Annotated in this window: 28 protein-coding genes; 17 read left to right on the top strand and 11 right to left on the bottom strand. The window is 38.1% G+C overall.

The window, feature by feature from the left end:
• The first annotated feature begins 48 nt into the window (after window positions 1-48).
• The 6 genes from LQV35_RS00760 (at window position 49) to LQV35_RS00735 (ending at window position 3,948) form a co-directional block, all read left to right on the top strand.
• On the top strand, window positions 49-663 hold the full coding sequence (locus LQV35_RS00760; protein ID WP_230055964.1) for a non-canonical purine NTP pyrophosphatase: 615 nt from the start codon (window positions 49-51) through the stop codon (window positions 661-663).
• Window positions 660-1,817, top strand: coding sequence for a BaiN/RdsA family NAD(P)/FAD-dependent oxidoreductase (locus LQV35_RS00755; protein ID WP_230055963.1), 1,158 nt, complete (start codon window positions 660-662; stop codon window positions 1,815-1,817). The genes LQV35_RS00760 and LQV35_RS00755 overlap by 4 nt, the downstream gene beginning before the upstream one ends.
• A 78-nt stretch (window positions 1,818-1,895) precedes the next feature.
• Window positions 1,896-2,039, top strand: coding sequence for a hypothetical protein (locus LQV35_RS00750; RefSeq protein WP_230055962.1), 144 nt, complete (start codon window positions 1,896-1,898; stop codon window positions 2,037-2,039).
• Between the two features lie 174 nt (window positions 2,040-2,213).
• Entirely contained in the window at window positions 2,214-2,705 is a 492-nt protein-coding gene (locus tag LQV35_RS00745) for a ribonuclease domain-containing protein (RefSeq protein ID WP_230055961.1), read from the top strand.
• Entirely contained in the window at window positions 2,702-3,325 is a 624-nt protein-coding gene (locus LQV35_RS00740; protein WP_230055960.1) for a barstar family protein, read from the top strand. The genes LQV35_RS00745 and LQV35_RS00740 overlap by 4 nt, the downstream gene beginning before the upstream one ends.
• A 2-nt stretch (window positions 3,326-3,327) precedes the next feature.
• Window positions 3,328-3,948 carry a LysE/ArgO family amino acid transporter gene (locus LQV35_RS00735; protein WP_230055959.1) on the top strand — a complete coding sequence of 207 codons (621 nt, stop codon included), beginning with the start codon at window positions 3,328-3,330 and terminating at the stop codon, window positions 3,946-3,948.
• 5 nt (window positions 3,949-3,953) lie between these two features.
• On the opposite strand, the gene LQV35_RS00730 is transcribed toward LQV35_RS00735, so the two are convergent.
• A complete protein-coding gene (locus LQV35_RS00730) occupies window positions 3,954-5,153 on the bottom strand; it encodes a molybdopterin molybdotransferase MoeA (protein ID WP_230055958.1) in 1,200 nt (399 codons plus the stop codon).
• 148 nt (window positions 5,154-5,301) lie between these two features.
• On the opposite strand from LQV35_RS00730, the gene yedE reads away from it, so the two are divergent.
• Window positions 5,302-6,363, top strand: coding sequence for a YedE family putative selenium transporter (gene yedE / locus LQV35_RS00725; protein ID WP_230055957.1), 1,062 nt, complete (start codon window positions 5,302-5,304; stop codon window positions 6,361-6,363).
• Window positions 6,364-6,422: 59 nt separating this feature from the next.
• Here the strand turns inward: yedE and LQV35_RS00720 are convergent, their stop codons facing one another.
• Genes LQV35_RS00720 through LQV35_RS00710 form a run of 3 tightly spaced genes read right to left on the bottom strand, consistent with a single transcriptional unit; the run spans window position 6,423 to window position 7,920 of the window.
• Window positions 6,423-6,857, bottom strand: coding sequence for a molybdopterin synthase catalytic subunit (locus LQV35_RS00720; RefSeq protein WP_230055956.1), 435 nt, complete (start codon window positions 6,855-6,857; stop codon window positions 6,423-6,425).
• A gap of 1 nt (window position 6,858) precedes the next feature.
• Window positions 6,859-7,086, bottom strand: a complete 228-nt coding sequence (locus LQV35_RS00715; protein WP_230055955.1) for a MoaD/ThiS family protein — start codon at window positions 7,084-7,086, stop codon at window positions 6,859-6,861.
• A gap of 3 nt (window positions 7,087-7,089) precedes the next feature.
• Window positions 7,090-7,920: a peptidyl-prolyl cis-trans isomerase gene (locus LQV35_RS00710; protein WP_230055954.1), complete on the bottom strand. Its 831-nt coding sequence runs from the start codon at window positions 7,918-7,920 to the stop codon at window positions 7,090-7,092.
• 72 nt (window positions 7,921-7,992) lie between these two features.
• On the opposite strand from LQV35_RS00710, the gene gltX reads away from it, so the two are divergent.
• The 4 genes from gltX (at window position 7,993) to luxS (ending at window position 11,987) form a co-directional block, all read left to right on the top strand.
• Window positions 7,993-9,372 carry a glutamate--tRNA ligase gene (gene gltX / locus LQV35_RS00705; protein ID WP_230055953.1) on the top strand — a complete coding sequence of 460 codons (1,380 nt, stop codon included), beginning with the start codon at window positions 7,993-7,995 and terminating at the stop codon, window positions 9,370-9,372.
• Window positions 9,369-10,622 carry a malic enzyme-like NAD(P)-binding protein gene (locus tag LQV35_RS00700; RefSeq protein ID WP_230055952.1) on the top strand — a complete coding sequence of 418 codons (1,254 nt, stop codon included), beginning with the start codon at window positions 9,369-9,371 and terminating at the stop codon, window positions 10,620-10,622. Before gltX ends, LQV35_RS00700 begins: the two co-directional genes overlap by 4 nt.
• A gap of 150 nt (window positions 10,623-10,772) precedes the next feature.
• Window positions 10,773-11,402, top strand: a complete 630-nt coding sequence (gene upp, locus LQV35_RS00695) for a uracil phosphoribosyltransferase (RefSeq protein WP_230056719.1) — start codon at window positions 10,773-10,775, stop codon at window positions 11,400-11,402.
• Between the two features lie 72 nt (window positions 11,403-11,474).
• The gene (gene luxS / locus LQV35_RS00690) at window positions 11,475-11,987 is read left to right on the top strand and encodes an S-ribosylhomocysteine lyase (RefSeq protein WP_230055951.1); all 513 of its coding nucleotides are present in this window, start codon (window positions 11,475-11,477) and stop codon (window positions 11,985-11,987) included.
• Between the two features lie 10 nt (window positions 11,988-11,997).
• On the opposite strand, the gene thiE is transcribed toward luxS, so the two are convergent.
• The 6 genes from thiE to LQV35_RS00660 all read right to left on the bottom strand — a co-directional run bounded on the left by thiE (window position 11,998) and on the right by LQV35_RS00660 (window position 16,292).
• Window positions 11,998-12,606, bottom strand: coding sequence for a thiamine phosphate synthase (thiE, locus tag LQV35_RS00685; protein ID WP_230055950.1), 609 nt, complete (start codon window positions 12,604-12,606; stop codon window positions 11,998-12,000).
• Window positions 12,599-13,342: a bifunctional hydroxymethylpyrimidine kinase/phosphomethylpyrimidine kinase gene (gene thiD / locus LQV35_RS00680; protein ID WP_230055949.1), complete on the bottom strand. Its 744-nt coding sequence runs from the start codon at window positions 13,340-13,342 to the stop codon at window positions 12,599-12,601. The genes thiE and thiD overlap by 8 nt, the downstream gene beginning before the upstream one ends.
• Before the next feature lie 65 nt (window positions 13,343-13,407).
• The gene (locus tag LQV35_RS00675) at window positions 13,408-14,124 is read right to left on the bottom strand and encodes a basic amino acid ABC transporter substrate-binding protein (protein ID WP_230055948.1); all 717 of its coding nucleotides are present in this window, start codon (window positions 14,122-14,124) and stop codon (window positions 13,408-13,410) included.
• An 18-nt stretch (window positions 14,125-14,142) separates the two neighbouring features.
• On the bottom strand, window positions 14,143-14,859 hold the full coding sequence (locus LQV35_RS00670; RefSeq protein WP_230055947.1) for a transporter substrate-binding domain-containing protein: 717 nt from the start codon (window positions 14,857-14,859) through the stop codon (window positions 14,143-14,145).
• Between the two features lie 43 nt (window positions 14,860-14,902).
• Window positions 14,903-15,631 carry an amino acid ABC transporter ATP-binding protein gene (locus LQV35_RS00665; RefSeq protein WP_230055946.1) on the bottom strand — a complete coding sequence of 243 codons (729 nt, stop codon included), beginning with the start codon at window positions 15,629-15,631 and terminating at the stop codon, window positions 14,903-14,905.
• Window positions 15,624-16,292, bottom strand: coding sequence for an amino acid ABC transporter permease (locus tag LQV35_RS00660; protein ID WP_230056718.1), 669 nt, complete (start codon window positions 16,290-16,292; stop codon window positions 15,624-15,626). The genes LQV35_RS00665 and LQV35_RS00660 overlap by 8 nt, the downstream gene beginning before the upstream one ends.
• Window positions 16,293-16,496: 204 nt before the next feature.
• On the opposite strand from LQV35_RS00660, the gene putP reads away from it, so the two are divergent.
• The 6 genes from putP to LQV35_RS00630 all read left to right on the top strand — a co-directional run bounded on the left by putP (window position 16,497) and on the right by LQV35_RS00630 (window position 21,960).
• The gene (gene putP / locus LQV35_RS00655; protein WP_230055945.1) at window positions 16,497-17,984 is read left to right on the top strand and encodes a sodium/proline symporter PutP; all 1,488 of its coding nucleotides are present in this window, start codon (window positions 16,497-16,499) and stop codon (window positions 17,982-17,984) included.
• Window positions 17,985-18,429: 445 nt separating this feature from the next.
• Window positions 18,430-19,347: an SIR2 family NAD-dependent protein deacylase gene (locus LQV35_RS00650; RefSeq protein WP_230055944.1), complete on the top strand. Its 918-nt coding sequence runs from the start codon at window positions 18,430-18,432 to the stop codon at window positions 19,345-19,347.
• Between the two features lie 9 nt (window positions 19,348-19,356).
• Window positions 19,357-20,157, top strand: a complete 801-nt coding sequence (locus LQV35_RS00645; RefSeq protein WP_230055943.1) for an SIR2 family NAD-dependent protein deacylase — start codon at window positions 19,357-19,359, stop codon at window positions 20,155-20,157.
• A gap of 28 nt (window positions 20,158-20,185) precedes the next feature.
• The gene (locus tag LQV35_RS00640; RefSeq protein WP_230055942.1) at window positions 20,186-20,620 is read left to right on the top strand and encodes an Rrf2 family transcriptional regulator; all 435 of its coding nucleotides are present in this window, start codon (window positions 20,186-20,188) and stop codon (window positions 20,618-20,620) included.
• A gap of 381 nt (window positions 20,621-21,001) precedes the next feature.
• The gene (locus LQV35_RS00635; protein ID WP_418884437.1) at window positions 21,002-21,622 is read left to right on the top strand and encodes an AzlC family ABC transporter permease; all 621 of its coding nucleotides are present in this window, start codon (window positions 21,002-21,004) and stop codon (window positions 21,620-21,622) included.
• Window positions 21,619-21,960 (top strand): branched-chain amino acid transporter permease, encoded by a 342-nt coding sequence (locus tag LQV35_RS00630; protein ID WP_230055940.1) that lies wholly within the window; start codon window positions 21,619-21,621, stop codon window positions 21,958-21,960. Before LQV35_RS00635 ends, LQV35_RS00630 begins: the two co-directional genes overlap by 4 nt.
• Here LQV35_RS00630 and LQV35_RS00625 read toward each other — a convergent pair.
• Window positions 21,957-22,967, bottom strand: a complete 1,011-nt coding sequence (locus LQV35_RS00625) for an oxidoreductase (protein WP_230055939.1) — start codon at window positions 22,965-22,967, stop codon at window positions 21,957-21,959. The two genes, LQV35_RS00630 and LQV35_RS00625, sit on opposite strands and share 4 nt — an antisense overlap.
• Window positions 22,968-22,969: the final 2 nt, after the last annotated feature.

The following is a 22,969-nucleotide window of genomic DNA, read 5'->3' as shown; positions in this document are numbered from 1 at the left end:
AATCTCTTTTTTGATAAAATGTAAGTTAAATTTACAAAAGGCAAAAACATGAAAATCGTCTTAGCAACATCAAATAAAGATAAAGTAAAAGAGATAAAAGAATTTTTACAAGAGTATGAAATTTACGCTCTTAGTGAGATTATGAAGCCATTTGAAATTATAGAAAATGGCACAAGCTTTAAAACAAATGCACTTATAAAAGCACAAGCCGTTTATGATAAAATTTGTGAGCTAAATCTACAAGATGAGTTTGTGGCTCTTAGTGATGATAGTGGCATTAGTGTAGATGTTTTAGATGGTGCGCCAGGTATTTACTCAGCTAGATATAGTGGAGAAAATGCCACAGATGCGAGCAACCGAACTAAGCTAATCTCAGAACTAAAAGCCAAAAATCTAACAAGTACAAACGCACACTATACCGCCTGTATCGCAGTTTCAAGTAAATTTGGTAGCTACACTACGCATGGCTTTATGCACGGTAAGGCCATTAGCGAAGAAAGGGGTGAAAATGGTTTTGGATATGACTTTATGTTTATCCCAAATGGCTTTTCAAAGACCATAAGCGAACTTGACACTCAGATAAAGCTTGAAATTTCACACCGCTCAAAAGGGCTTGAACTCTCACGATATATCCTAAAAGCATTGAAACGAAAATTTAAATGATATATGACGCTATCATTGTTGGCGGCGGGGCTAGCGGTCTTTTTTTAGCAGCAAATTTAAAAGAGTTAAATGTCTTAGTTCTTGAAAAAAATAGATCCGCAGGCAATAAAATCTTAGCCAGTGGTGGCGGTAGATGCAATATCACAAACAAAAACATAAGCCCTAAAAACTATCTTGGTGATGAAAATTTTATCTCAAACTCGCTTAATAGCTTAAACTATCAAGATGTCTTAAATTTCTTTGGTGAGTTAAGTTTTAGCGAGCAAAAAAGTTCGCAGTTTTTTTGTGATAGCGGAGCAAAAGCTGTTTTAAAGGTGTTACTATCAAAAATTAGGGCAGAAATTTTATATAACCACGAAGTTATATCAGCTAATAAAAATGGTGAAATTTTTGAAATTTCGTGCCAAAATGAAACAATCTTTAAAAGTAAAAAGCTCATCATAGCAAGCGGAGGCATAAGCTATAAAACGCTTGGAGTAAGCGATATAGGACTAAATATAGCCCATAAGTTTGGGCTAAAAAGCGTAGCATTTGCTCCAGCTCTTGTTGGCTTTACGGTGCAAAAAGATGAATTTTGGTTTAAAAACTTAAGTGGAGTTAGCGTAAAGGCCGAAATTTCACTTACAACAAAAGTGAATAAAGACAAGTTTTGTGAGAGAAAATTTAGTGGAGATATACTTTTTACACACAAAGGTATCAGTGGTCCAGTGATCTTAAACGCATCTTTATTTTGGCAAAAGGGACAACTAAGCTTAAATTTCTTGCCAAATTTTAGCAAAAAACAGCTAGTTCAAGGTAAAAAGCAGCTAAGTAGCGTCTTGCCTTTGCCAAAAAGTTTTGTGCTAGAATTTTTAAGCGTAAATGGTCTAAAAGACGCACCTTACGAGAGTTTTAGCCAGGAGCAAAAGGATAAAATTTTAAAGCTTTTTGATTATAGCTTTGCACCAGCTGGAACATTTGGATTTGAGCGCGCAGAGGTTTGCAATGGCGGAGTTTTAACCAGTGGGCTTGATAAAAATTTTCAAGCAAAAGGTGTTAGTGGACTTTACTTTGTGGGCGAAGTTTTGGATGTCACAGGAATGCTTGGTGGCTTTAATATCCACTTTGCATTTGCTAGTGCAAAATCCGTTGCACATGATATATTAAGAACTTAATAGATAAAAACTTGTCTATGTAAAATAGCACTATAAGTAAATTTTTGTTAAAATCCATAAAATCAAAAGGAGACACGCATGAAGCCAGGTAATATTTTAGCCAAAATGGCTAGTGTGGGTGAATTTATCTGGCAAAAAGTAAATGATAATGGGCTACAAATAATGACTTATAGCGCGCTTTTGGTACTGCTTATTAATAGCATTTTTGCAGAGTGTTTATAGCTTTTGATAAAGTCGCTACTAATATCTTGCCCCATAAAAAACTTTATAAAAATATATTGCATAATTTTAGACTGCTTTGCATTGTAGCTATTAACAAAAGCTTGCACAACTACAAAAATCGTAAAACAAAACACGATCTTTTTATGATAAAATCTATAAACAAAGGGGCTATAAATGTCTAAAAACCAGCAAAGACTGCTACTTTCTCTCATTTTTATAGTTATAGCAGCTATAAATTTTCTCTTTTTTGATGGGAAAAATAGTGATGATAAAAGTATCAAAACCCAGCAAACTAGCACAAAAACACAGCCCTCAAGCATAACCCAAAATGGCTCATACACAAGTAAAAATGATGTGGCAAGCTATATTTTTACCTACAAAAAACTTCCTCAAAATTTTATCACAAAAAAACAAGCCATACAGCTTGGCTGGGAAGCTAGCAAAGGAAATTTATGGTCGGTTGCGCCTGGTAAGAGTATCGGCGGAGATAGGTTTGGTAACTTTGAAAAAAAGCTACCAACCGCAAAAGGTCGCCACTATATCGAGGCAGACATAGAGTATAAAGGTGGAAAACGCGGAGCAAAGCGTATAGTTTTCTCAAACGATGGATTGGTTTTTTATACAGCTGATCACTATGAAAATTTTGAGAAATTGGAGCAAAAATGAGATATGAGATAGACCTAAATGCAATGCGAGAATTTGCTCAAATTTCAGAGTTCTTGCGTGCTATTTTTTCGCCTATTTGCGATGATGCTGGACTAAATTTAGATGCCATTTATGACTCACTAAGTAGCGATAAAAATGGTGGAAAGATCGTACTAAAAAACACGCATGTCTTAACAAGTTTTGGCAAAATGGGTGAAGCACTAGAAGATATGCTTAAAACTCTTGATAGCGAGTGCGAACAGTGGAGCCTGGATATAGAGCCAAGCTTTCTTGGGACGCTAAGGAGCGTGCAAATAAACATACAAAGTGGTGCAATAAGTGAATTATTTTTACAGATAAATGAGCGCTTGATAGCTATTTTAAACGAAAATAATAATCTAAAAATAAGTCAAGGTAAAATTTCAACCAAAAATGCCCTAAATTTAGCACTCTGTAATGAGTTTTTGGGTAAGCAAATTTGCTCTAAAAATGACATCAGCGAGCTTTTTGGTAAAAATGGTATCGAGATAAAATTTGCAGACACAAGCAAGACGATATTTATATCAGCAACAAAACAGATCCCGCAAATGCTTGATGAGTGCTTGTTTATCGGTATCGCGAATTTACAAGTAAGTAAATAAAAATGGCTGAAATTTTTATCAATGGTGCGCTTTTATGCTTTTCACTGATAATCGCCATCGGCGCACAAAATCTTTTCATAATCCAGCAAGGACTATCTAAAAACCATATCTTTTGGGTCTGTTTGGTCTCGTTTTTTGGAGACTGTCTTGTGTTTGGACTTGGTATATTTGGCGTTGGAGGGCTGGCGGCTAGGAGCGAAAATTTTGCTATTTTGCTTGGGATAAGTGGTATTTTATTTTTACTTTGGTATGGGATAAATTGCTTAATCTCAGCACTCCGTGGCACTAGTTTTGCCAAAATTTCAAACGCACAGCCAAAGCCACTAAAAGTCACTATAGCAAAGACCATCGCCGTAAGCCTGCTAAACCCTCATGTTTGGATAGATGCGTTTATCGTAGTTGGCGGCTTTGGAGCAAGTATGGCAAGCTATGAACGACCTTGGTTTTTTGCTGGGACGGTATCAGCTTCGCTTATTTGGTTTTTTAGCCTTGGATACGCAGCGGCTGGGCTATCTAAATTTTTTAAAAATGCGAGAGCATGGCAAATTTTAGATAGCCTAATAGCGGCAATGATGTTTTATATGGTTTATCTGCTAGCTATATTTGTTTTAGATAAATTTTAGATATCTTAAACCATAAGCAAAATATCAACCAGCTCACCCTTAGATATAAGCTCAGTCTCTTTTGGCACGACTAAAAGAGCAGCGCCACTTGTTAGGTTGTTTACTATTGCTGAACTACCTAACTTTTTGCCACTTAAATTTACATGGCTTACTCCATCTTTTTGCACCAAATTTACAGCTGTAAATTCCAAAAATGGCGAGCGCTTGGTATAGTTCTCGTCAATTATCGCTTTTAGCATTCTTGGTGTTTGCTCATGTAGCCACGCATCAAGCAATACGCGTACATAAAGCACACACATAACCATAGCCGAATATGGAAATCCCGGCAAGGCAAAGATATACTTCTCTCCGGACTTTGCCACTTTGATGTGCCTGCCTGGCTTTATACCAGCGCCATCGATGATGATACTAAAATTTTCATTTAATGTAGTTTTTACAAAGTCATAATCCCCCATACTAACTCCACCCGTAGTCACTAGCACATCGGCTGTTTTTAGGGCATTTGTGATGGCTTCTTTGACAAGCTCTGGTTTATCTTTAACAATCTCACAAACCACTGGCTCAGCGCCCATTTTACGCATCATCATCGCAAGAGCGATATGGTTTGAGCTATGAATTTGTGCTGGATTTTCTAATGCCTCGCCAAGGTCTCTTATCTCGCTTCCAGTCGCAAGTATCGCAACTCTTGGGCGTACAAAAACACTGATATGAAAGTAGCCAAGCTCAGCTAAAAGTGCTATCTCAGCATAATTTAGACGAGTGCCTTTTTTTATCAAAATTTCACCCTTTTTATAACTTTCACCAACTTCTCGCACAGAAAACCCTTTGGCTACTGGTTTTTTAATGATAACTTTCGTACCCACAACCTCAACATTTTCAACTGGTATAAGAGTATCAGTACCTTCGCTCATAAGCGAGCCAGTAAATGTTTTAACGCACTTTGTGCCGCTTACCACAAGCCCTTTATCGCTACCAGCAGGCAAATCAGTCATTAACTCTAGCTCGCTTAAACCATCTTGCCACTTAAACGCATAGCCATCCATAGCTGAAAGCTCTTGTGCTGGGTAGTTTTGCTCTGCTATGACATCGTGTGCGATATGTCTATCAAGCACCTCAGTTATAGCTACTTTTTGCACTCTATCCCACGAATTTATGGTACTTTTTAAAACATCTAGCGTATCTTGATAGCTTGCCCACTCTTTCATTTTTTATCCTTTTTAATATTAATTTTTGGCATATTTTACCATTTTGCATTAAATAGCTGGTGAAATTTTATTTATTTTTTATTATTTTAACGCTAAAATTTGCGTTTTAGAAGCTAGTTTAGCTTGACTTAAACATTCAGGAAACTTCATGGATACTATAAAATGGTATGTTGCTGCTGGTGCAGCTCTTGGTGGACTTGGTGCCCTCTTAGTCTTTCTTGGTAACCCAGCAAATATGGGTATATGCGCTGCTTGCTTTTTGCGCGACTCGGCTGGAGCGCTTGGTCTTCATAATGTTGGCGCACTTCAATATCTTCGCCCAGAGATCATCGGGCTAATGGTTGGAGGTTTTTTATCAAGCATTTTTTGGACAAAAGAATTCTTACCATCAACTGGCTCATCGCCGTTTGTGCGCTTTTTTCTAGGTGTTTTTGCGATGATAGGCTGCCTTGTATTTTTAGGCTGCCCGTGGCGAGCATTTTTACGACTTGGTGGCGGCGATATGAGTGCAATCGCTGGTGTGGCTGGACTTGTTGTTGGTGTTTTTGCTGGATTTAATTTTAAAAAGCTAGGATACGGCTTAACTAAGCCAAGCCAAATTTCAGCTGGAGTTGGAATTTTGCCTGTGGCTATAGGAGTTTTGCTACTTTTAGCTCTTATTTTCGGGCTTAAAGCAGGCGAAAATGGCGCACTTTTTAGCTCTACAAAAGGTCCTGGCTCTATGCATGCTAGCATATTTGCATCATTTGGGATCGCTGTCATTGTTGGTATCTTAATGCAAAAGAGTAAATTTTGCAGCACTGGAGCGTTTGGTTCGATGTTTAAAGGCGAGTTTAAGATGTTTAGCGGAGTGCTTAGTATCATAGTTTTTGCAAGTATCGTAAATTTAGCACTTGGTCAGTATAAATTTGGTTTTGAAGACCAGCCCATAGCACACAATCAAACCATCTGGAATTTCCTTGGTATGGTACTAGCTGGACTTTGCTTTAGTCTTAGTGAGGGTTGCCCTGGAAAGCACTTGGTTCAAATGGGTACAGGAAATTTAAGCTCGGCTATATTTGTTATAGGCATGACTGCTGGCGCTGCGTTTGCGCATAACTTTATGCTGGCTAGCTCACCAAAAGGTATCACGCCTTTTGCGCCTTACGCGCTTGCTGTTGGTTTTATATTTGCAGTTTATGTGGGAGTATTTAACAAGAAAAGAGAGTAAGCGAATTTGCTCTTAAAACAAGACTTTAGGCTAGAGCCTATCTAGCCTAAATTTAAAAACTACGCTAAAATTCCTGCACCATTTATAGTATGGCTTCGCTCTTTAGCATAAATTCTCTTACCATCAATGACATCGTATTTCCATATAGGTGCACTAGCCTTAAAGTCCTCGACAAATTCATTTATTAGCTTTAAAGCAACCTTTCTCTGTGGGCTTACTACGCCTGCTATATATGAGCTAGTATGCACAGCAACATCACCGCGAGAGTGAGCAAAAAGAACAAATGCCCCCTCTTTTTTAGCTCTCTGGCTCCAGCCATCAAGCCATTTTTTAAGTATAGGTTCATAAATATCAAAACTAAGCGCTGAAATTCCGCCCTCTTCTCGCACGATACCCACAAATGTTATAAGCGCTCCACAGTTTTTATCGCAAACATCGTTATACCAACGATTTTGTATCTCACAGATATCTAAACTTCCATTATAAATTTCCATCTTAACCTCCACAAACTGGTGGTAAGATACAAACCCTATCGCCATCTTTTAAAGGCGTTTCAAGCTCGGTAACAACCTCATCATTTACAGCAACAGCACAAATTTGAAGCCACTCTTTTAACGCAAGCTCATCATACTCATTTAGTCTATCTTTTAGCTCGCCAAGACTTGAAACTTCAAGTTTTACATCATCAAATTCTATCGGTCCTAAAAAAGATACTGTTACCATATTTTACTGCCTTATCATATTAATTTTTGCTTTTGCACGAAGTTTATCAAAATAATCCCTCGCTACCTTCTCTTGCTCAGCCTGATACATCGAGTTTATAACATCATTTTTTATCTCATCAAAGCTTGGTTCATAAACGCCGTTTTTAGTATTGATATAAAACATATCATAGCCATTTTGCGACTGCAAAGGCTGAGTAAAACTGCCTTCAGGCGTAGCAGCTATCAAGACTACAAGGCGTGGACTTATATTTTCTCGGTTTAAATTTAGCGTTTGTGCCTTTACGCCACTAAGAGCCTTTATGCCAAAGCTTTTTTGCTCCATTAACTTTTCTACATCAGCGGAACTAAAGACTGTTATAGAAGCGCTTTCAAAGCTACTAAACTGACTTTTGTTGTTTTGATAATATCTTTTTGCAGCACTTTCATTAACATTTCTTCCCACATCAGCAAAAATTTGCTTATATAGTTTTTCTTGCAGTATCGCCTTTTCTATATCGCTCTTAAAGTCTATAAATTTCGTGCCTTGGCTTTCTATTTGCGAACGAAATTCTGATACACTCATGCCATTTTGTTTGGCTAAATTTGCAACTCTATCATTTATCTCAAAAGGTGTTGTATGAATACCTAGTGATTTGATTTGAGCTTGTTCTAGGCGGTCACGGATAAGCAAATCAAGCGCTCTGACATTATCGATTTTTAATTGCTCTTTAACTTTGGCTACTTCAAAAAGTGTTATCGGCTCGTTTTCAACGATCGCAGCTATGCCATTTACCATCTGAGCATTTAGGCAAATTCCACACATAAGTGAAGCAAAAATAGCTTTTTTTATCACAATGAAACCTTTATTTAAGTATTTTCTAAATATAATTTGAGCCATTATAACATAAAAATTTTAAGGACAGAGATGATAGTTACAAGATTTGCGCCAAGTCCTACTGGATATTTGCATGTCGGTGGGCTTAGAACTGCGCTATACAGCTATCTTTACGCAAGAGCTAATGGTGGAAAATTTCTACTACGCATCGAAGACACTGACCTAAAACGCAACTCAGAAGAGGCAGTCATAGCGATAAGAGAGGCATTTGAATGGTGTGGGCTAGCATATGATGGCGAAGTAGCGTATCAATCAAAGCGTTTTGACATATACAAAGAGTATGTTCAAAAGCTTTTAGCAGAGGACAAAGCATATAAATGTTATATGTCAAAAGAAGAGCTTGATGAGTTAAGGGCTGAGCAAGAAGCCAGAAAAGAGCGACCAAAGTATGATAACAGATATAGAAATTTCACTGGCACTCCTCCAGAGGGTATCGAGCCAGTCATACGCATAAAAGCCCCAGAAAGTGGCGAAATTCGCTTTAAAGACGGGATAAAGGGCGATATGAAATTTAACTGTACAGATATACTTGATGACTTTATCATCGCACGCTCAGATGGCACTCCTACATATAACTTTGTTGTTGTAGTAGATGACGCACTGATGGGCATTACTCATGTTATCCGAGGAGATGATCATCTAAGCAACACTCCAAAGCAGATCGTACTTTATGAAGCACTTGGCTTTAAGATACCTGAATTTTTCCATGTAGCGATGATCAATGGCGCAGATGGTAGCAAACTTAGCAAACGCCATGGTGCAACCGATGTAATGGAGTATAAGCGCATGGGCTACTTGCCTGAAGCACTTTTAAATTTCTTAGTAAGGCTTGGTTGGAGTCATGGAGATGATGAAATTTTTAGTATGGATGATATGTTGCGTTATTTTGATCCGCACGATATAAATAAATCAGCAAGCACCTACAACCCAAGCAAGCTTGAGTGGCTAAATGCCCACTATATAAAGAGCCTGCCTTATGAGAGATTAGCAAAAGATATGTTAGAGTTTGGAGTTGATTTTAATGCGCACCCAAAAGGCGAGTTGCTTTTAAACATCTTAAGAGAACGCGCAAAAACGCTTATAGATATGGCAACAGCAGCAAACTCTATCATCAACGCACCGCAAACATACGATGAAAAAGCTTGTGCAAAATTTATAACTCCATCAGCACTTGAAATCTTGGCAAAATATGCTGAAATTTTGACGCTAAATTTAGATGCTGCAGGATATGAAAAGATAACAAATGAATTTTTAGAGTTAAACGGACTAAAGTTAAAAGATCTAGCACAGGCACTAAGAGTAACACTGACTGGAAATAGCGTAAGTCCGAGTATATTTGAGGTGCTTGAGGTACTTGGTAGTAGCGAGATAAAAAGCAGGATAAGTAAAATTTTAAAGGAGAAAAGATGAGTAAGATTACAAAAGAAGAGGCATTAGAATATCATATCGGGGGGAAAATAGAGATTGCTGTAAAAACCTCATGTGAAACAGCACGAGATCTATCTATGGCTTATACACCAGGCGTTGCTGAACCATGCAAGGCTATAGAGGCTGATAACGAACTAGCCTATACATATACAAACAAAGCAAACCTAGTTGCCGTCATCACTGATGGTACAGCGGTGCTTGGTCTAGGAGATATCGGCGCAGTAGCTGGTAAGCCAGTCATGGAAGGTAAGGCGGTTTTATTTAAGAAATTTGCAAATGTCGATGCCTTTGATATCGAGCTAGATGAGCATGATCCTGATAAGATCGTTGAAATTTGCAAAGCTCTTGCACCGACATTTGGTGGCATAAACCTAGAAGACATACGCGCACCGAAGTGTTTTGAGATAGAAAGAAAGCTTCAAGAAGCAGTCGATATCCCTGTAATGCACGATGATCAGCACGGAACAGCCATGATAACAAGTGCTGGCATGATAAATGCTATGGAAATTTCAGGCAAAGACATAAGCAAGATAAAGATAGTAGTAAGTGGCGCGGGTGCTGCTGGTATAGCATGCGCGAAGATGTATAAAGCACTTGGTGCAAAAAATATAGTCATGGTAGACAGCAAGGGTGTTATACATAGCGAGCGCACCGACCTAACACCTGAAAAAGTAGAATTTGCCATAAAAACAGATGATCGCACACTTGAAGATGCGATGAATGGTGCTGATATGTTCCTTGGTCTTTCAAAGCCTGGCGTAGTAACAAAAGAGATGGTAAAGTCTATGAATGCTGAGCCTATCATCTTTGCTCTTTCAAACCCAACACCTGAAATTTTCCCAGAAGAGGTAGCAGAAGTTCGCTCTGATGTAATGATGGGAACTGGTAGAAGCGACTATCCAAACCAAGTAAATAATGTCCTTGGCTTTCCATTTATCTTCCGCGGAGCACTTGATGTAAGGGCAAAAAAGATCACTGAAAATATGAAAATGGCAGCAGCCAAGGCACTTGCCAAGCTTGCAAAAGAGCCAGTCCCAGCTGAAGTTTGCAAGGCATTTGGTGTAAGCGAGCTAAAATTTGGCAAAGACTACATTATACCAAAGCCATTTGATAGCCGTGTCCTAGCGGCTGTAGCTCCTGCAGTGGCAAAAGCAGCCATACAAGACGGGGTAGCTCGCATTAAAGACTTTGACATAAAAGCCTACACAGAAAAACTTTCAAAAGGACTTTAATAATTTTGGGGGAGGCTTATCCCCCTTTTTTTAAATCCTAAATTTTGGGTTTAATATAAAAATATGCAACTTTATACTATAATAAAAACTTTAAAAGTATGAAAATTTTAAAGGAAAAGTATGCATATAGACCGTGAAATGGCAATAAATTTGCCAAATGTCCGCCTTATATCCCACCCTCTTATAGAACACAAACTTAGCATTTTACGAGATAAAAACACTCAGTCTTTTCAGTTTCGAATGGTAGTTGATGAGATTAGTCACCTAATGATATTTGAAGCCACAAGGAAACTAGCCTTGCGTGATGTTAGCGTGCAAACTCCTGTGGCAAAAACAACTGCTAAAAAACTAGCTACAAAGATTATGATATGTCCTATTTTAAGAGCTGCACTTGGTATGCTTGATAGTGTTTTTACCATTATTCCAGATGCAGCGGTGGGATTTTTGGGATTTCAAAGAAATGAAGCTACAGCACAAGCTGAATTTTTCTACGCAAAACTACCACCAGACGCCTCTTCACGCACAGCCATCATTATAGATCCTATGTTTGCCACTGGGGGAACAGCCATAGATGCGGTAAAATTTCTAAAAGAAAAGGGCGTTAAAGAGATAAAGTTTATATCTATCATAGCGGCTCCAGAAGGACTAAAGCGTTTTAGTGAAATTTACCCAGATGTTGATGTGTATACGGCTGCTATTGATGAAAGGCTAGATGAGAAAAACTACATAGTGCCTGGTCTTGGAGATGCTGGAGATAGGGTTTTTAACACACTTGACTAATTATATTGACTCTTTCACGCCTAGAATATGGCGTGAAATTTTTGCTATTAAAATAAATTTTAAGGAGAGATAATGCCATTACTTGACAGCTTTTGCGTTGATCACACGATCATGAATGCCCCAGGAGTACGCTTAGCAAAGACCATGAAAACACCAAAGGGCGATGACATCAGCGTTTTTGACCTACGCTTTTGCAAACCAAATAAGAATATATTACCAGAGCGTGGTATACATACTCTCGAGCACCTTTTTGCTGGTTTTATGAGAGATCATCTAAACACAACAGGCGTTGAGATTATCGATATATCGCCTATGGGCTGTCGGACTGGCTTTTATATGAGCCTTATAGGAGTTCCTAGCATTAAAGCCATACAAGATGCGTGGAGCGCAAGTATGAATGATATTTTGGCAGTAAAAGATCAGAGTAAAATTCCTGAGCTAAATGAGTATCAGTGCGGTACATATAAGATGCATTCGCTTGATGAGGCACACACTATCGCACGCAAAATTTTAGACGCTGGTATCGGCTACATCGACAATGAAGCAATAAAGCTTGATGTTGATGCCAAAGGTCTAAAACACTAACCTAAGCCGCTTAAATGCGGCTTGCTTTTTGCAAATTTTCTATATTTTTAGTTATTGTATTTGGCTCATAAATTGCTCTAACAATAGCGATATAATCCACCTTTAACTCTATGAGTTGCGCGATATTTGAAGCATTTATGCCACCTATGACACATACTGGGATTTTTAAAATTTGCTTTGCTTTTTTTATAGTTTCTAGGCTCACTGAAGTTGTATTTGGCTTTGTAAGGCTTGGAAAAACTGCACCAAAGGCTACATAACTAGCTCCATTTTGTTCTGCTTTTAATGCCAAATCCAAATCATCATAGCAGCTAACCCCTATAAAAGCATCTTTGCCTAAAATTTCACGGGCTTTTATAAGTGAGTCATCATCTTTGCCGATATGAACAGAATTTGCGCCTATTTTCTTGGCAAACTCTACATCGTCATTTATTATAAATTTTGCACCAAATTCTTGACAAAGCGATAAAAGTTCTAGCGCTATTTTTTCGTTTTTATTTTCTTTTTTACATCTATATTGATAGAGTTTTATGCCTGATTTCAAAATTTCTCTTGCATGATTTATAATAAACTCATCTGGACTTAAAATATCATCACTCAAGGCATAAATTTCACTCATAAATACCCTTTTTATGATTTAACAACCTTACGCCAAAGTTTGTTTTATAAGCATACTTTATAGAATTTGTAATGAATTTTTTTGCATTTTTAATAGAATTTTCTAGCTCATTTTTTAATGCCAAACCACAAGCTATCGCACTTGAAAAGCTACAACCAGCTCCGTGCATTATATTTGGCTCCAAAAGTGTCTCTTGAAATTTTACAATCTTTCCATCTTTATAAAAAAGCGAATCTTCACAAATTTCACTAAGGTTCGTTCTTTTTAACAAAATATCGCAAGGCAAATTATTAAAATCAAGATTTAAAATTTTTGCCTCATCAAGGTTTGGTGTAGCGATAGTAGCAAATTTTAAAAGCTCTTTTAACTCGTTAAGTGCGTCATCTTGCAACAGCTTTGCTCCAGATTTTGCTACACAAACTGGATCAATCACGATGGGCACACGAGAGCTTACACGCTCCAGCCAAGTCTTTACAACCTTTATAAGCTCGGCATTAAAAAGCATACCGATTTTTACGGCATCTATACAAAGCTCATCATCTATCATCTTTAATTGAGCGTCTAAAATTTCAGGCGCTACAGCCAAAACACCACTTACACCATTTGTATTTTGCGCAGTGATTGCCGTAATAGCAGTTGCGCAGTAGCAACCAAATGCCTCGCAAGTCTTTATATCAGCCTGCATGCCAGCACCACCAACGCTATCACTTCCAGCTATGATAAGGATATTTTTCATGTCTTGTTTTTTGTAGTTGTAAGGCAAGAAATTTTAGGCTTTCGCCCAAAATTTCAAGCTATATTTTACTTAAGGTCGTATTTTTCTAGCAACTTATCGTATGTGCCGTCTTTTTTTATCTCAGCAAGAGCAGCATTTATCTTTGCGATAAGTTCAGTGTTTTTGTCTTTATCAAAGGCTATAGCAAAGCCGTCACTTCCATCTGGCTCTTTTAGAAATTCTTCCAGATCAGGATTTTTCTTTAAAAAGCCATATCCAACCGAAGTATCAACTATCATAGCATCGATTTTACCAGCTTTTAGGCTAGTGGCAACAGTTACTGAATTTTCAAAAGGTAGTACTTTTGCGCCAGCAACAGCATTTGCAGCAATCTCTTGTATAGAGCCTTGTTGTGCACCTAGGCGTTTTCCTTTTAGGCTCTCTTTACTTGAAATTTCAGTATTTCCTTTTTTGCGTAAAAACAAATTTTCAGTTGCAAAGTAAGAGTCTGTAAAGTCAACCGATTTTCTTCTTGCGTCAGTAGCACTCATACCGCTTACTATCGCATTTATCTTTCCAGCCTTTAAAGCAGATATAAGCCCATCAAAGTTCATCTGAACAAACTCATAGCTAAAGCCAGCTCTTTTAGCAAGCTCATCAACAAGATCAACATCAAAGCCGACAATCTTGTTGTGATCATCAAGATACTCAAACGGAGGGAATGTAGGCTCTGTACCTATTCTTAAATCAGCCGCACCAAGTGTAACAAAACACGCCAAAACGAATGCAAAAATTTTTTTCATTTTTTTCCTTTTTTAAATTTACTTTAAATCATATTTTTCAAGTAGCTTATCATAGCTACCATCTTTTTTCATCTCTTCAAAAGCTGCATTTATCTTTGCGATAAGTTCAGTATTTTTGCCCTTATCAAACGCCATTGAAAAGCCCTCGCTACCATCTGACTCTTTGTAAAATTCTTCCAAATCTGGATTTTTCTTCAAGTAGCCATAACCTATTGAACTATCAAAGATAAGTGCTGCAAATTTGCCAGCCTTAAGACCCATAACAAGCGGAGCAGTATCCTCTGCTAGAACAACTTTTGCGCCTGCTATTGCATTTGCTGCTAGCTCTTGGACTGTGCCTTGTTGCACACCAACTCTCTTACCGTTAAGGCTTTCTTTATCTTTAACTTCAGCATTGTTAGCTTTGCGGATATAGATATTTTCGGTTATATAATACGAATTTGTAAAATCTATCGACTTTCTTCTATCATCAGTCGCACTCATCGCACTTGCGATAACATCTATCTTGCCAGCTTTTAGTGCTGGGATAAGTCCGTCAAAGCTCATATTTACTATCTTAAATTTAAAGTCCAAGCGCCTTGAAAGTTCATCAACAAGATCTATATCAAAGCCAGTTATCTTGTTTTGCTCATCGATATACTCAAATGGTGGATAGTTAGCAGCTGTGCCTATCTTAAGTTCTGTCGCAAAAAGACTAATACTAGCCGCTGCAAATAGTGCTAAAAATTTTTTCATCTTATCTCCTTTAAAAAATTTTGTCTATTATAATGTAAAATGTTTAATGATTTAATACTTTTCCTAAAAATTCTCTAAGTCTTGGATTTTGTGGGTTCTCAAATACATTTTTTGGTGTATCATCAACGGCTATTTTTCCGCCATCCATAAAGAAAATTCTACTTGCTACATTGCGAGCAAAGCCCATCTCATGGGTTACTACAAGCATAGTAAGTCCCCTAGCCGCTACATCTTTCATTATATCAAGAACCTCGCCTATCATCTCAGGATCAAGTGCAGATGTTGGCTCATCAAAAAGTATAGCGTCTGGATTCATCGCTAAGCTTCTAGCTATTGCTATACGCTGTTTTTGACCCCCTGAAAGCTTATGTGGAAAAGCAAACTTTTTATCACTTAAGCCCACACTTTTTAGCAGCTCTTCTGCTTTTTTTTCAGCCTCATCTTTGCTAAAAACACCTGATTTTATAGGTGCTAAAGTTAGGTTTTGCATAACATTTTTATTGGCAAACAGGTTAAAATGCTGAAAAACCATACTGATTTTTTGACGAATTTTATTTATATCAACATCTTTACTTACTATATCTTCACCATTTATCTTTATATGTCCACTACTTGGCTCTTCTAGACGATTTATACAGCGTAAAAATGTGCTTTTGCCACCACCACTTGGTCCTATAATAGCGATTATCTCGCCTTGTTTTATATCAACACTAATGTCTTTTAAAACCTGCAAATCACCGTAGTTTTTGCATAAATTTCTAATCTCAATCATGGCGATTTAATCTCCTTTCAAGCAACTTCACAAGCAGTGTGAGAAATTTGATACTAACATAATACACAACGCCCGCAAAAATAACTGGCTCGGGACTATAAAACACCGCTTGAAGGCTCTTGCTTTGCATGGTTATATCAACGACGCTGATGTAGCCTACAACTGAGGTCTCTTTAAAAAGAGAGATAAACTCATTGCCAAGTGCTGGCAGTATGTTTTTAGTAGCTTGTGGCATTACTATCTCTCGCATTGATGTGCCATACCCTAGACCCATCGCGCGCGCTGCCTCCATTTGACCTTTATCAACGCTATTTATACCGCTTCGTACGATCTCTGCAACATAGGCAGAGCTATTTAGCCCAAGTGCAATGAGTGCAACATAAAAGTTGTCCTCCCAAGTGGCAAAAATAACCACTGAAAATATCAAAAGTTGAAGAATTATCGGTGTTCCACGAAGCATATCGATATATTCGTCTATGATAAAATTTAAAGGCTTTATCTGTAAAAATTTCAAAAACGCCAAGGTAAATCCAAGCACCATACCAATAGCGATACCGCCCACTGTAAGCCCAAGTGTCACACCATAGCTTTTTATGTACGCAGCTTGCTGGGCTGGTGTCATATCGCGCGGATAGAAGTAGTACGAGATCACGCCAACAATGGCAATGAAAAACAAAATTCTGTAAAATTTCTCACTGAGAAAAAAATTGTAACTTTTTTCGTTCAACTCAAAGACCCTTTATAGTGTTTTGTAAATTTAAGAATATACTGAAAATTTGGTATTTTTTTGCTTAAATTTTTATAATCTATGGAATTTTTAAACAAATTTATAATATTATGGTAAAAATTGTAAAAAGGAAATTTTGTGGATTTTACTTCGTATATCGCTATTGCTTTATATTTTGGTTTTTTACTTGTTATCGGTAAAATTTCATATAACAAAAATGCAAATATGAACGAGTATTTGCTAGACAATCGCAAGCTAGGGCCAGTAGTTACCGCACTAAGCGCTGGAGCAAGCGACATGAGTGGCTGGATGTTACTTGGTGTACCGGGCGCACTTTATGCGACTGGTATAGCAACTGCATGGATGGCGATAGGACTGACTATAGGGGCGTATTGCAACTACTTATTTCTGGCAAAACGCTTACGAGTTTATACGGAAGTTGCGAGCGATAGTATCACGATACCAGACTTTTTAGAAAATCGCTTTAAAGACCGCACGAAGGTTTTACGCATTATATCTGGGCTTTTTATACTTATATTTTTTACCCTTTATGTTAGTAGTGGCATAATCGCTGGTGGAAAGAGTTTTGAGAGTTTTTTTGGCTTGCCATTTTCCTATGGAGCTATTTTTACGCTAACTATCGTTGTATTTTACACATTTTTTGGCGGTTTTAAAGCGGTGGCTATAACAGACGCATTTCAAGGCACTTTGATGTTTATCGTACTTATCGCAATCCCTGCTGTAGCGTATTTTAATATAAATTTAGAAGGAACATCTCTTTTAAGCGAGATAAAAAAAATAGATCCCGAGCACCTAAATATTTTTCGAGATCTAAATTTTTGGGCTATTTTAGGTCTAATGTCTTGGGGGCTTGGTTACTTTGGGCAACCACACATCATCGTGAGATTTATGGCTATACGAAGTTCAGCTGAGTTAGCTCAAGCTCGGCGTATAGGCATCGGTTGGATGGCGATAGGGCTGATCGGAGCTATGATTAGCGGGCTTATGGGGCTTGTATTTTTTACGCAGTCTGGCGTTACACTTAGCGATCCTGAGATAGTATTTTTAAAGCTTGGCGAGACTTTGTTTCATCCGTTTTTTGTTGGCATTATAGTTTCTGCCGTACTTGCTGCGATTATGAGTACTATATCAAGTCAGCTTTTAGTCAGCGCAAGCTCGGTGACAAAAGATTTTATACTTGCATTTTACAAACATGAAATTTCAAATAATGCTCAAGTAGCCATAGGTAGATACGCCGTAGTAGCAGTTGCCATCATAGCAACCGTCTTAGCCTTTGGGCAAAAAGAGAGCGTGCTAAATGTTGTTGGCAATGCTTGGGCTGGGTTTGGAGCATGTTTTGGTCCGGTTTTACTTTTTAGTCTTTACCTAAAAAGAATGAGCGCATTAGCCGCACTTCTTGGCATGATAAGCGGAGGAGTTAGTGTTATAGCTTGGATAGTACTTGAACTAAACAAAGAGGTTTATGAGCTACTTCCTGGTTTTGTGGTCTCAAGTATTGTTATTTTAGCGGTAAGTTTTTGGGGAGACGCTTTAAATAAAATGAGCGATGAGCCAAACGAGCAAGTCATAAAAGATGAATTTGATAAGATGAAAACTAGGCTTTAAAAGCAAAGCTATGCTGTTAAGTGGTAAACTTAACAGCTAGTTAAGCGCATATCTTCATATAAAATTTATCAAAGCTCTGGTATTTTACTTTACTTATAAATTTTAGCAACGCCAAAAACAAAGCCAAAAAGACAAAATTTAAACTAATCAAATATTTTGTGTGACAAAATTTTTAAAATTTACTGCATTATCTGTCTTGTCGCGTTTTAATAAAATTTTACCACATCGTATATTTTAATGCTAGATTTTAGCCACGCTACTATACAAAACCCGATAAATCTCATTTCTTTGTTGTTAAGATGAATTGTATCTAAGAAATAAAGTGTGTTAAATTTAGTTATTAGCATTTAAAATATTAGAGAACTATTTTTTATCTATAGCCTGTTAATTATAAATTAACACTACTTTTTATATAATTTTCAAAAATCAAATTTAAAGAGTTAAAATGTCAAACGAGTATAAAGAAAAAGTGGCAAAATTTTTACAAATGCTAGATGACGCAGATGCTGTGTGTATCGGCATAGCAAGCGGAATGTCTGCTAGTTGCGGATATACATTTTACTATCAGCCAGATAGATATTTTAAGCGAGAGTTTGGTGAGTTTGAGCGTAAATATGGCTGGAGTAATGCATTTGATGGGCTTTACTATCCATATAAGACGCGCGAGGAAAGGTGGGCGTTTTTGGCTACCATGGTGCACTTAGTGCTATCTTTGCCTGTGGGACAAAACTATTTTGATCTTAAAAATTTGCTTGCAAAAAAGCCATTTATCGCAGTCACGACAAATCAAGACCGCCAACTTTACGGTGTTTTTGATGAAAGAGATGTGGTCGAGCTTCAGGGGGATTGGAAGCTTATGCAGTGCGATAGGCAGTGTTGCGATGAGGTCTGGGATGGTGAGGAAATGTATGAAAATATGTATGCAAACATCAATGAGTGCAAAATCCCATCCGAACTAGTGCCAAAATGCCCAAACTGCGGTGGCGAGCTAAATCACTGGGTCAGATCGCGGACATTTTTACAAGGCACACGCTATGCAAATGAGTATAAAAAATGGCGTAAATTTTTAGATAAGCATAGTGGTAAAAAGGTGCTGTTTTTGGAGCTTGGAGTGGGGCGAATGACACCGATGTTTATCCAAGAGCCGTTTTGGCAGCTTGTTTTTAGCACTCCAAAAGCAACCTATGTCACGATAAATCCAAAAGATGCGATCGTGCCACGCGAGATAAAAAGTCGCTCGCTTGCTATTGGCGCGGATATTAGCAAGGTATTTAGGGACGCTTTAAAACTACGCGAAAACAAAAATGCAAAAATAGTTGCTGAAGAATTTGATGGCACTTTTGCTCCAGCTAGAATTTACTAAGGATAGATGATGGGTTATGAAAATTTGGCTTTGAAATTTAAAAAAGCAAAGGCGGTGATCGTTGTAGTAAGCAATGGCTTTAGTATCACTGAAGGGCTGAATATCTTTGCGAGTGATGAGAAATTTGAGCGTTATTTTGGTGAGTTTAGACAGAAATTTGGCGTGCGAAATGTGCTTGAGTGCTTTAGCTGTAACTACCCAGATAAAGCTAGTAAATGGGAGTTTTACGCTACATTTGCTAGGCATTATATCTTATCATATAAGATAAGTCAGGCGATGAGTGATTTACGTGAATTGCTTAGCATAAAGCCTTATTTTATCGTGACTTCAAATATCGAAGGGCATTTTGGTTTAGCAGGATTTAAAAATGTTTTCGAAGTAGAGGGAAATGCGATAAATTTTCAGTGCGAAAATGCCTGTTGTGATGAGATAAAAGATGGCTTAGATGTGCTTAAAAATATGGCAAATGAGCCAAAAAATGCGATTAATTTTCTACCAAAATGCCAAAAATGTGGCTTAGATATGGATGCGCATAATATCTTTGCGAAAAGATTTATCGGTGCAAAAAATGGAGAGCGATTTAACGCATTTTTAGAGCAAAATTTTAATGAAAATGTCCTTTTTTTAGAGCTTGGAGTGGGAGCTAGAAATCAGCTCATAAAAGCACCATTAATGCGTGTATCATCACAAATGCCAAACGCAACATATGTGAGTGTAAATTTAAGTGAGCCATATGCACCAAATGGCATGGAGTTTCATGCTAAAATAGATGAGTTTTTGCTAAATTTAAAAACTTCATTGAAATTTTGATACAATTAAGCAAAAACGGGGAATTTTCGTGAAGTATCCGACCAAACTAGCTGATGCCATCCATATCCTAGCGCTCATTGCCTTAAACCCAAACGATAGCCCAAGCTCTGCTGTCATCGCAAAAAGCGTGCATACAAATCCCTCCTACGTTCGCCAGCTTATTTCAGCACTTAGAAAGGGTGGGATTTTGCTAACTGAGCCTGGTAAAACGGGAGCCGTGCTATCAAAAAAGGCTGAAAGTATCACGCTTTTTGAGATATATACAGCCATCTTGGGTGAGGCGCCTTTGCTTCATCAAGATACACATACAAATCCAAAATGCGGTGTCGGGGTAAATATACAGCACGCTATAAAAGATGCATATGACATCGTGCAAAAGAACGCTGAAAATACGATGAAAGAGATAAGTTTAGCACAAATTTTAAAAAATTATGAAATAAAAATTTCTAATATTTCTAAGTAAGATGGCATACTGCTGGGCAAGTAAAATCCAAATAAGTTAAAATTTTATAGCAGCTAAGCAGTTGGTAAAATTATCAAATTTATAAATTTTAGTAACGCCAAAAACAAAGCCAAAAGGACAAAATTTAACTAGGCAGATATCTTGTTTTTTAAATTTTTAAAATTTACTGCATCATCTGTCTTGTCATATTTTAATAAAATTTTACAACATTGTATATTTTAATGCTAGTTCTAAATCAATGCTTTTATGTAATTTTAGCCACACATAGCTACACAAAACAGCCTTTAAGCACCTTTTTGATAAGATAAGCGACTTTATCTAGCGCACATAAGGCATTTTTTGAGTAATTTAGAAATTTTTAAGCTCTCTATCCCTATTTTTATGGGCTACTTTCCGCTTGGCATGGCTTTTGGCATTTTGGCTATTGGCGTGGGTGTGAGCGCATTTATAGCCATCTCGCTAAGCTTTCTTACATACGCAGGAGCCGCGCAGTTTATGATGGTGGGGCTGTTTGCTAGCGGGACTGGGCTAGTGGAGGCGTTTGTGGTGAGCTATCTTGTAAATTTACGTCACACTTTTTACGGGCTTGCTTTGCTTAAAGAGTATGAAAATTTGCGCTTTCGTTTGTTTAATGTCGCGACCTTAACAGATGAGACATTTGCCGTGTTTAAAATGCTAAAGATAGAGGATGTGAGCGAGCGAAGCCGTGTGTTTACAGCGCTAAATTTTCTTTGCTGGTTTTACTGGCTGACTGGCACGGCACTAGGGTGCTTTGCGGGTGCGCTTATAAGCGCTGATATGAGCGGGCTTGAGTTTAGCCTAACCGCACTTTTTATCGCCATCGTGATTGAAATGTTTAAAAGCGATAGAAATTTTATCGTGTTAGGTGCTGCCGTGCTGTTTGGCGTCATCGGTGTTACGCTAATGCCGGCTAAGTTTATGCTGGTGGGCTCGATGGGGCTTTGCTTCGTGTTTTTATCCCTGTTTAAGGATAAGTTATGATAAACGTAAGCTCGCCTGAGTGGCTTTTGTTTGTGGCGGTTTTGCTAGCAGCGGTGGCGACTTTTATCACACGTGCGACGCCGTTTTATCTGATGAAGAGCAAAGGCGAGAGCAAGCTTATGAGCGTCATACAAAAGCACATGGGGCTTATGATAATGGTTATCTTAGTAAGCTATGGCTTAAAGGATGTGAAATTTAGCGTGTATCCGTATGGGGCGGCGGAAATTTTAGCATTTCTTACCGCCATAATCATTCACTTAAAGCTTAAAAATATGCTTTTAACCATCTCTATCTCAACGGCTGTTTATATGAGTTTGCTACGCTTTTTTACCGCTTAGTAAGCCCTACGGTATGTAAAGTCGATATTTTCAGGCTCTTTTAGCTCGCTTGCAAGAGTAAATGCCAAATTTGCATTATCCAGCATGGCTCTACCATATGCGACGGCGTCACATGTCTCACCAAGTAGTAGCGCTTCGCCCTCGCTAGCCTTTGTTATAAATCCTACAGCTATGACTGGCACGCTTACAGCTTGTTTTATCTGCTTGGCATATCCTGCTTGATAAAGTGGTGCGATAGTTGGCATGTCATCACAAATTTCATGCACACCGCCACTTGATACATGGATAAACTGGGCTCCAGCGTCCTCAAGCACCTTAGCATAGTTCGCGCACTCACTCACGCTATAATCATCCTTGCGCCACGCCGATGCGCTTAGGCGCACGCCTACTACAAGTGATGTTTGGGTTTTTATATCAGCCACTATCTCGCACACCAGCCTTGCTCTATCCCTAGAGTAAATATCATCTCTATTGTTTAAAACTTTACTTAAAAATGTATTTAGTAAGTATCCATGCGCTGCGTGAATTTCAACAAATTCATACCCAGCCATCTGGGCTCTTTTTGCAGCTTTTACAAAGTCTTGCTTAAGTGATAAAATTTCATCAAGACTAAGTTTTTTAGGGGTTTTATAACTTTTTGAAAATGCCTCATCGCTAACGCTCACACTCCCATCTACCTCAGACTTTCTGCCTGCATGTGCTAGCTGGATACCAGCTCTTGCACCGTAAGATTTTATGATATTTACTAGCTCTTTGTGACCTGGTATTTGCCTATCATCCCAAAGCCCAAGATCCCTTTGTGTGATCCTGCCAACCGCCTGCACTGCTGTAGCTTCAACGATGATGGCACCAGTCCCGCCAAGTGCTCTTGCGCCGTAGTGGATTTTGTGAAATTCCTGCACCATACCTGAGTCATCTGGCACTTTATAAGTGCACATAGGTGGCATTATGACACGATTTTTAAGCGTAATGTTGCCGAAATTTATTGGGCTAAAAAGTTTTGACATAT

The organism is Campylobacter suis, assembly GCF_905120475.1.
Taxonomy (GTDB): Bacteria; Campylobacterota; Campylobacteria; order Campylobacterales; family Campylobacteraceae; genus Campylobacter_A; species Campylobacter_A suis.
This window is presented reverse-complemented; position numbering and strand designations above follow the sequence as displayed.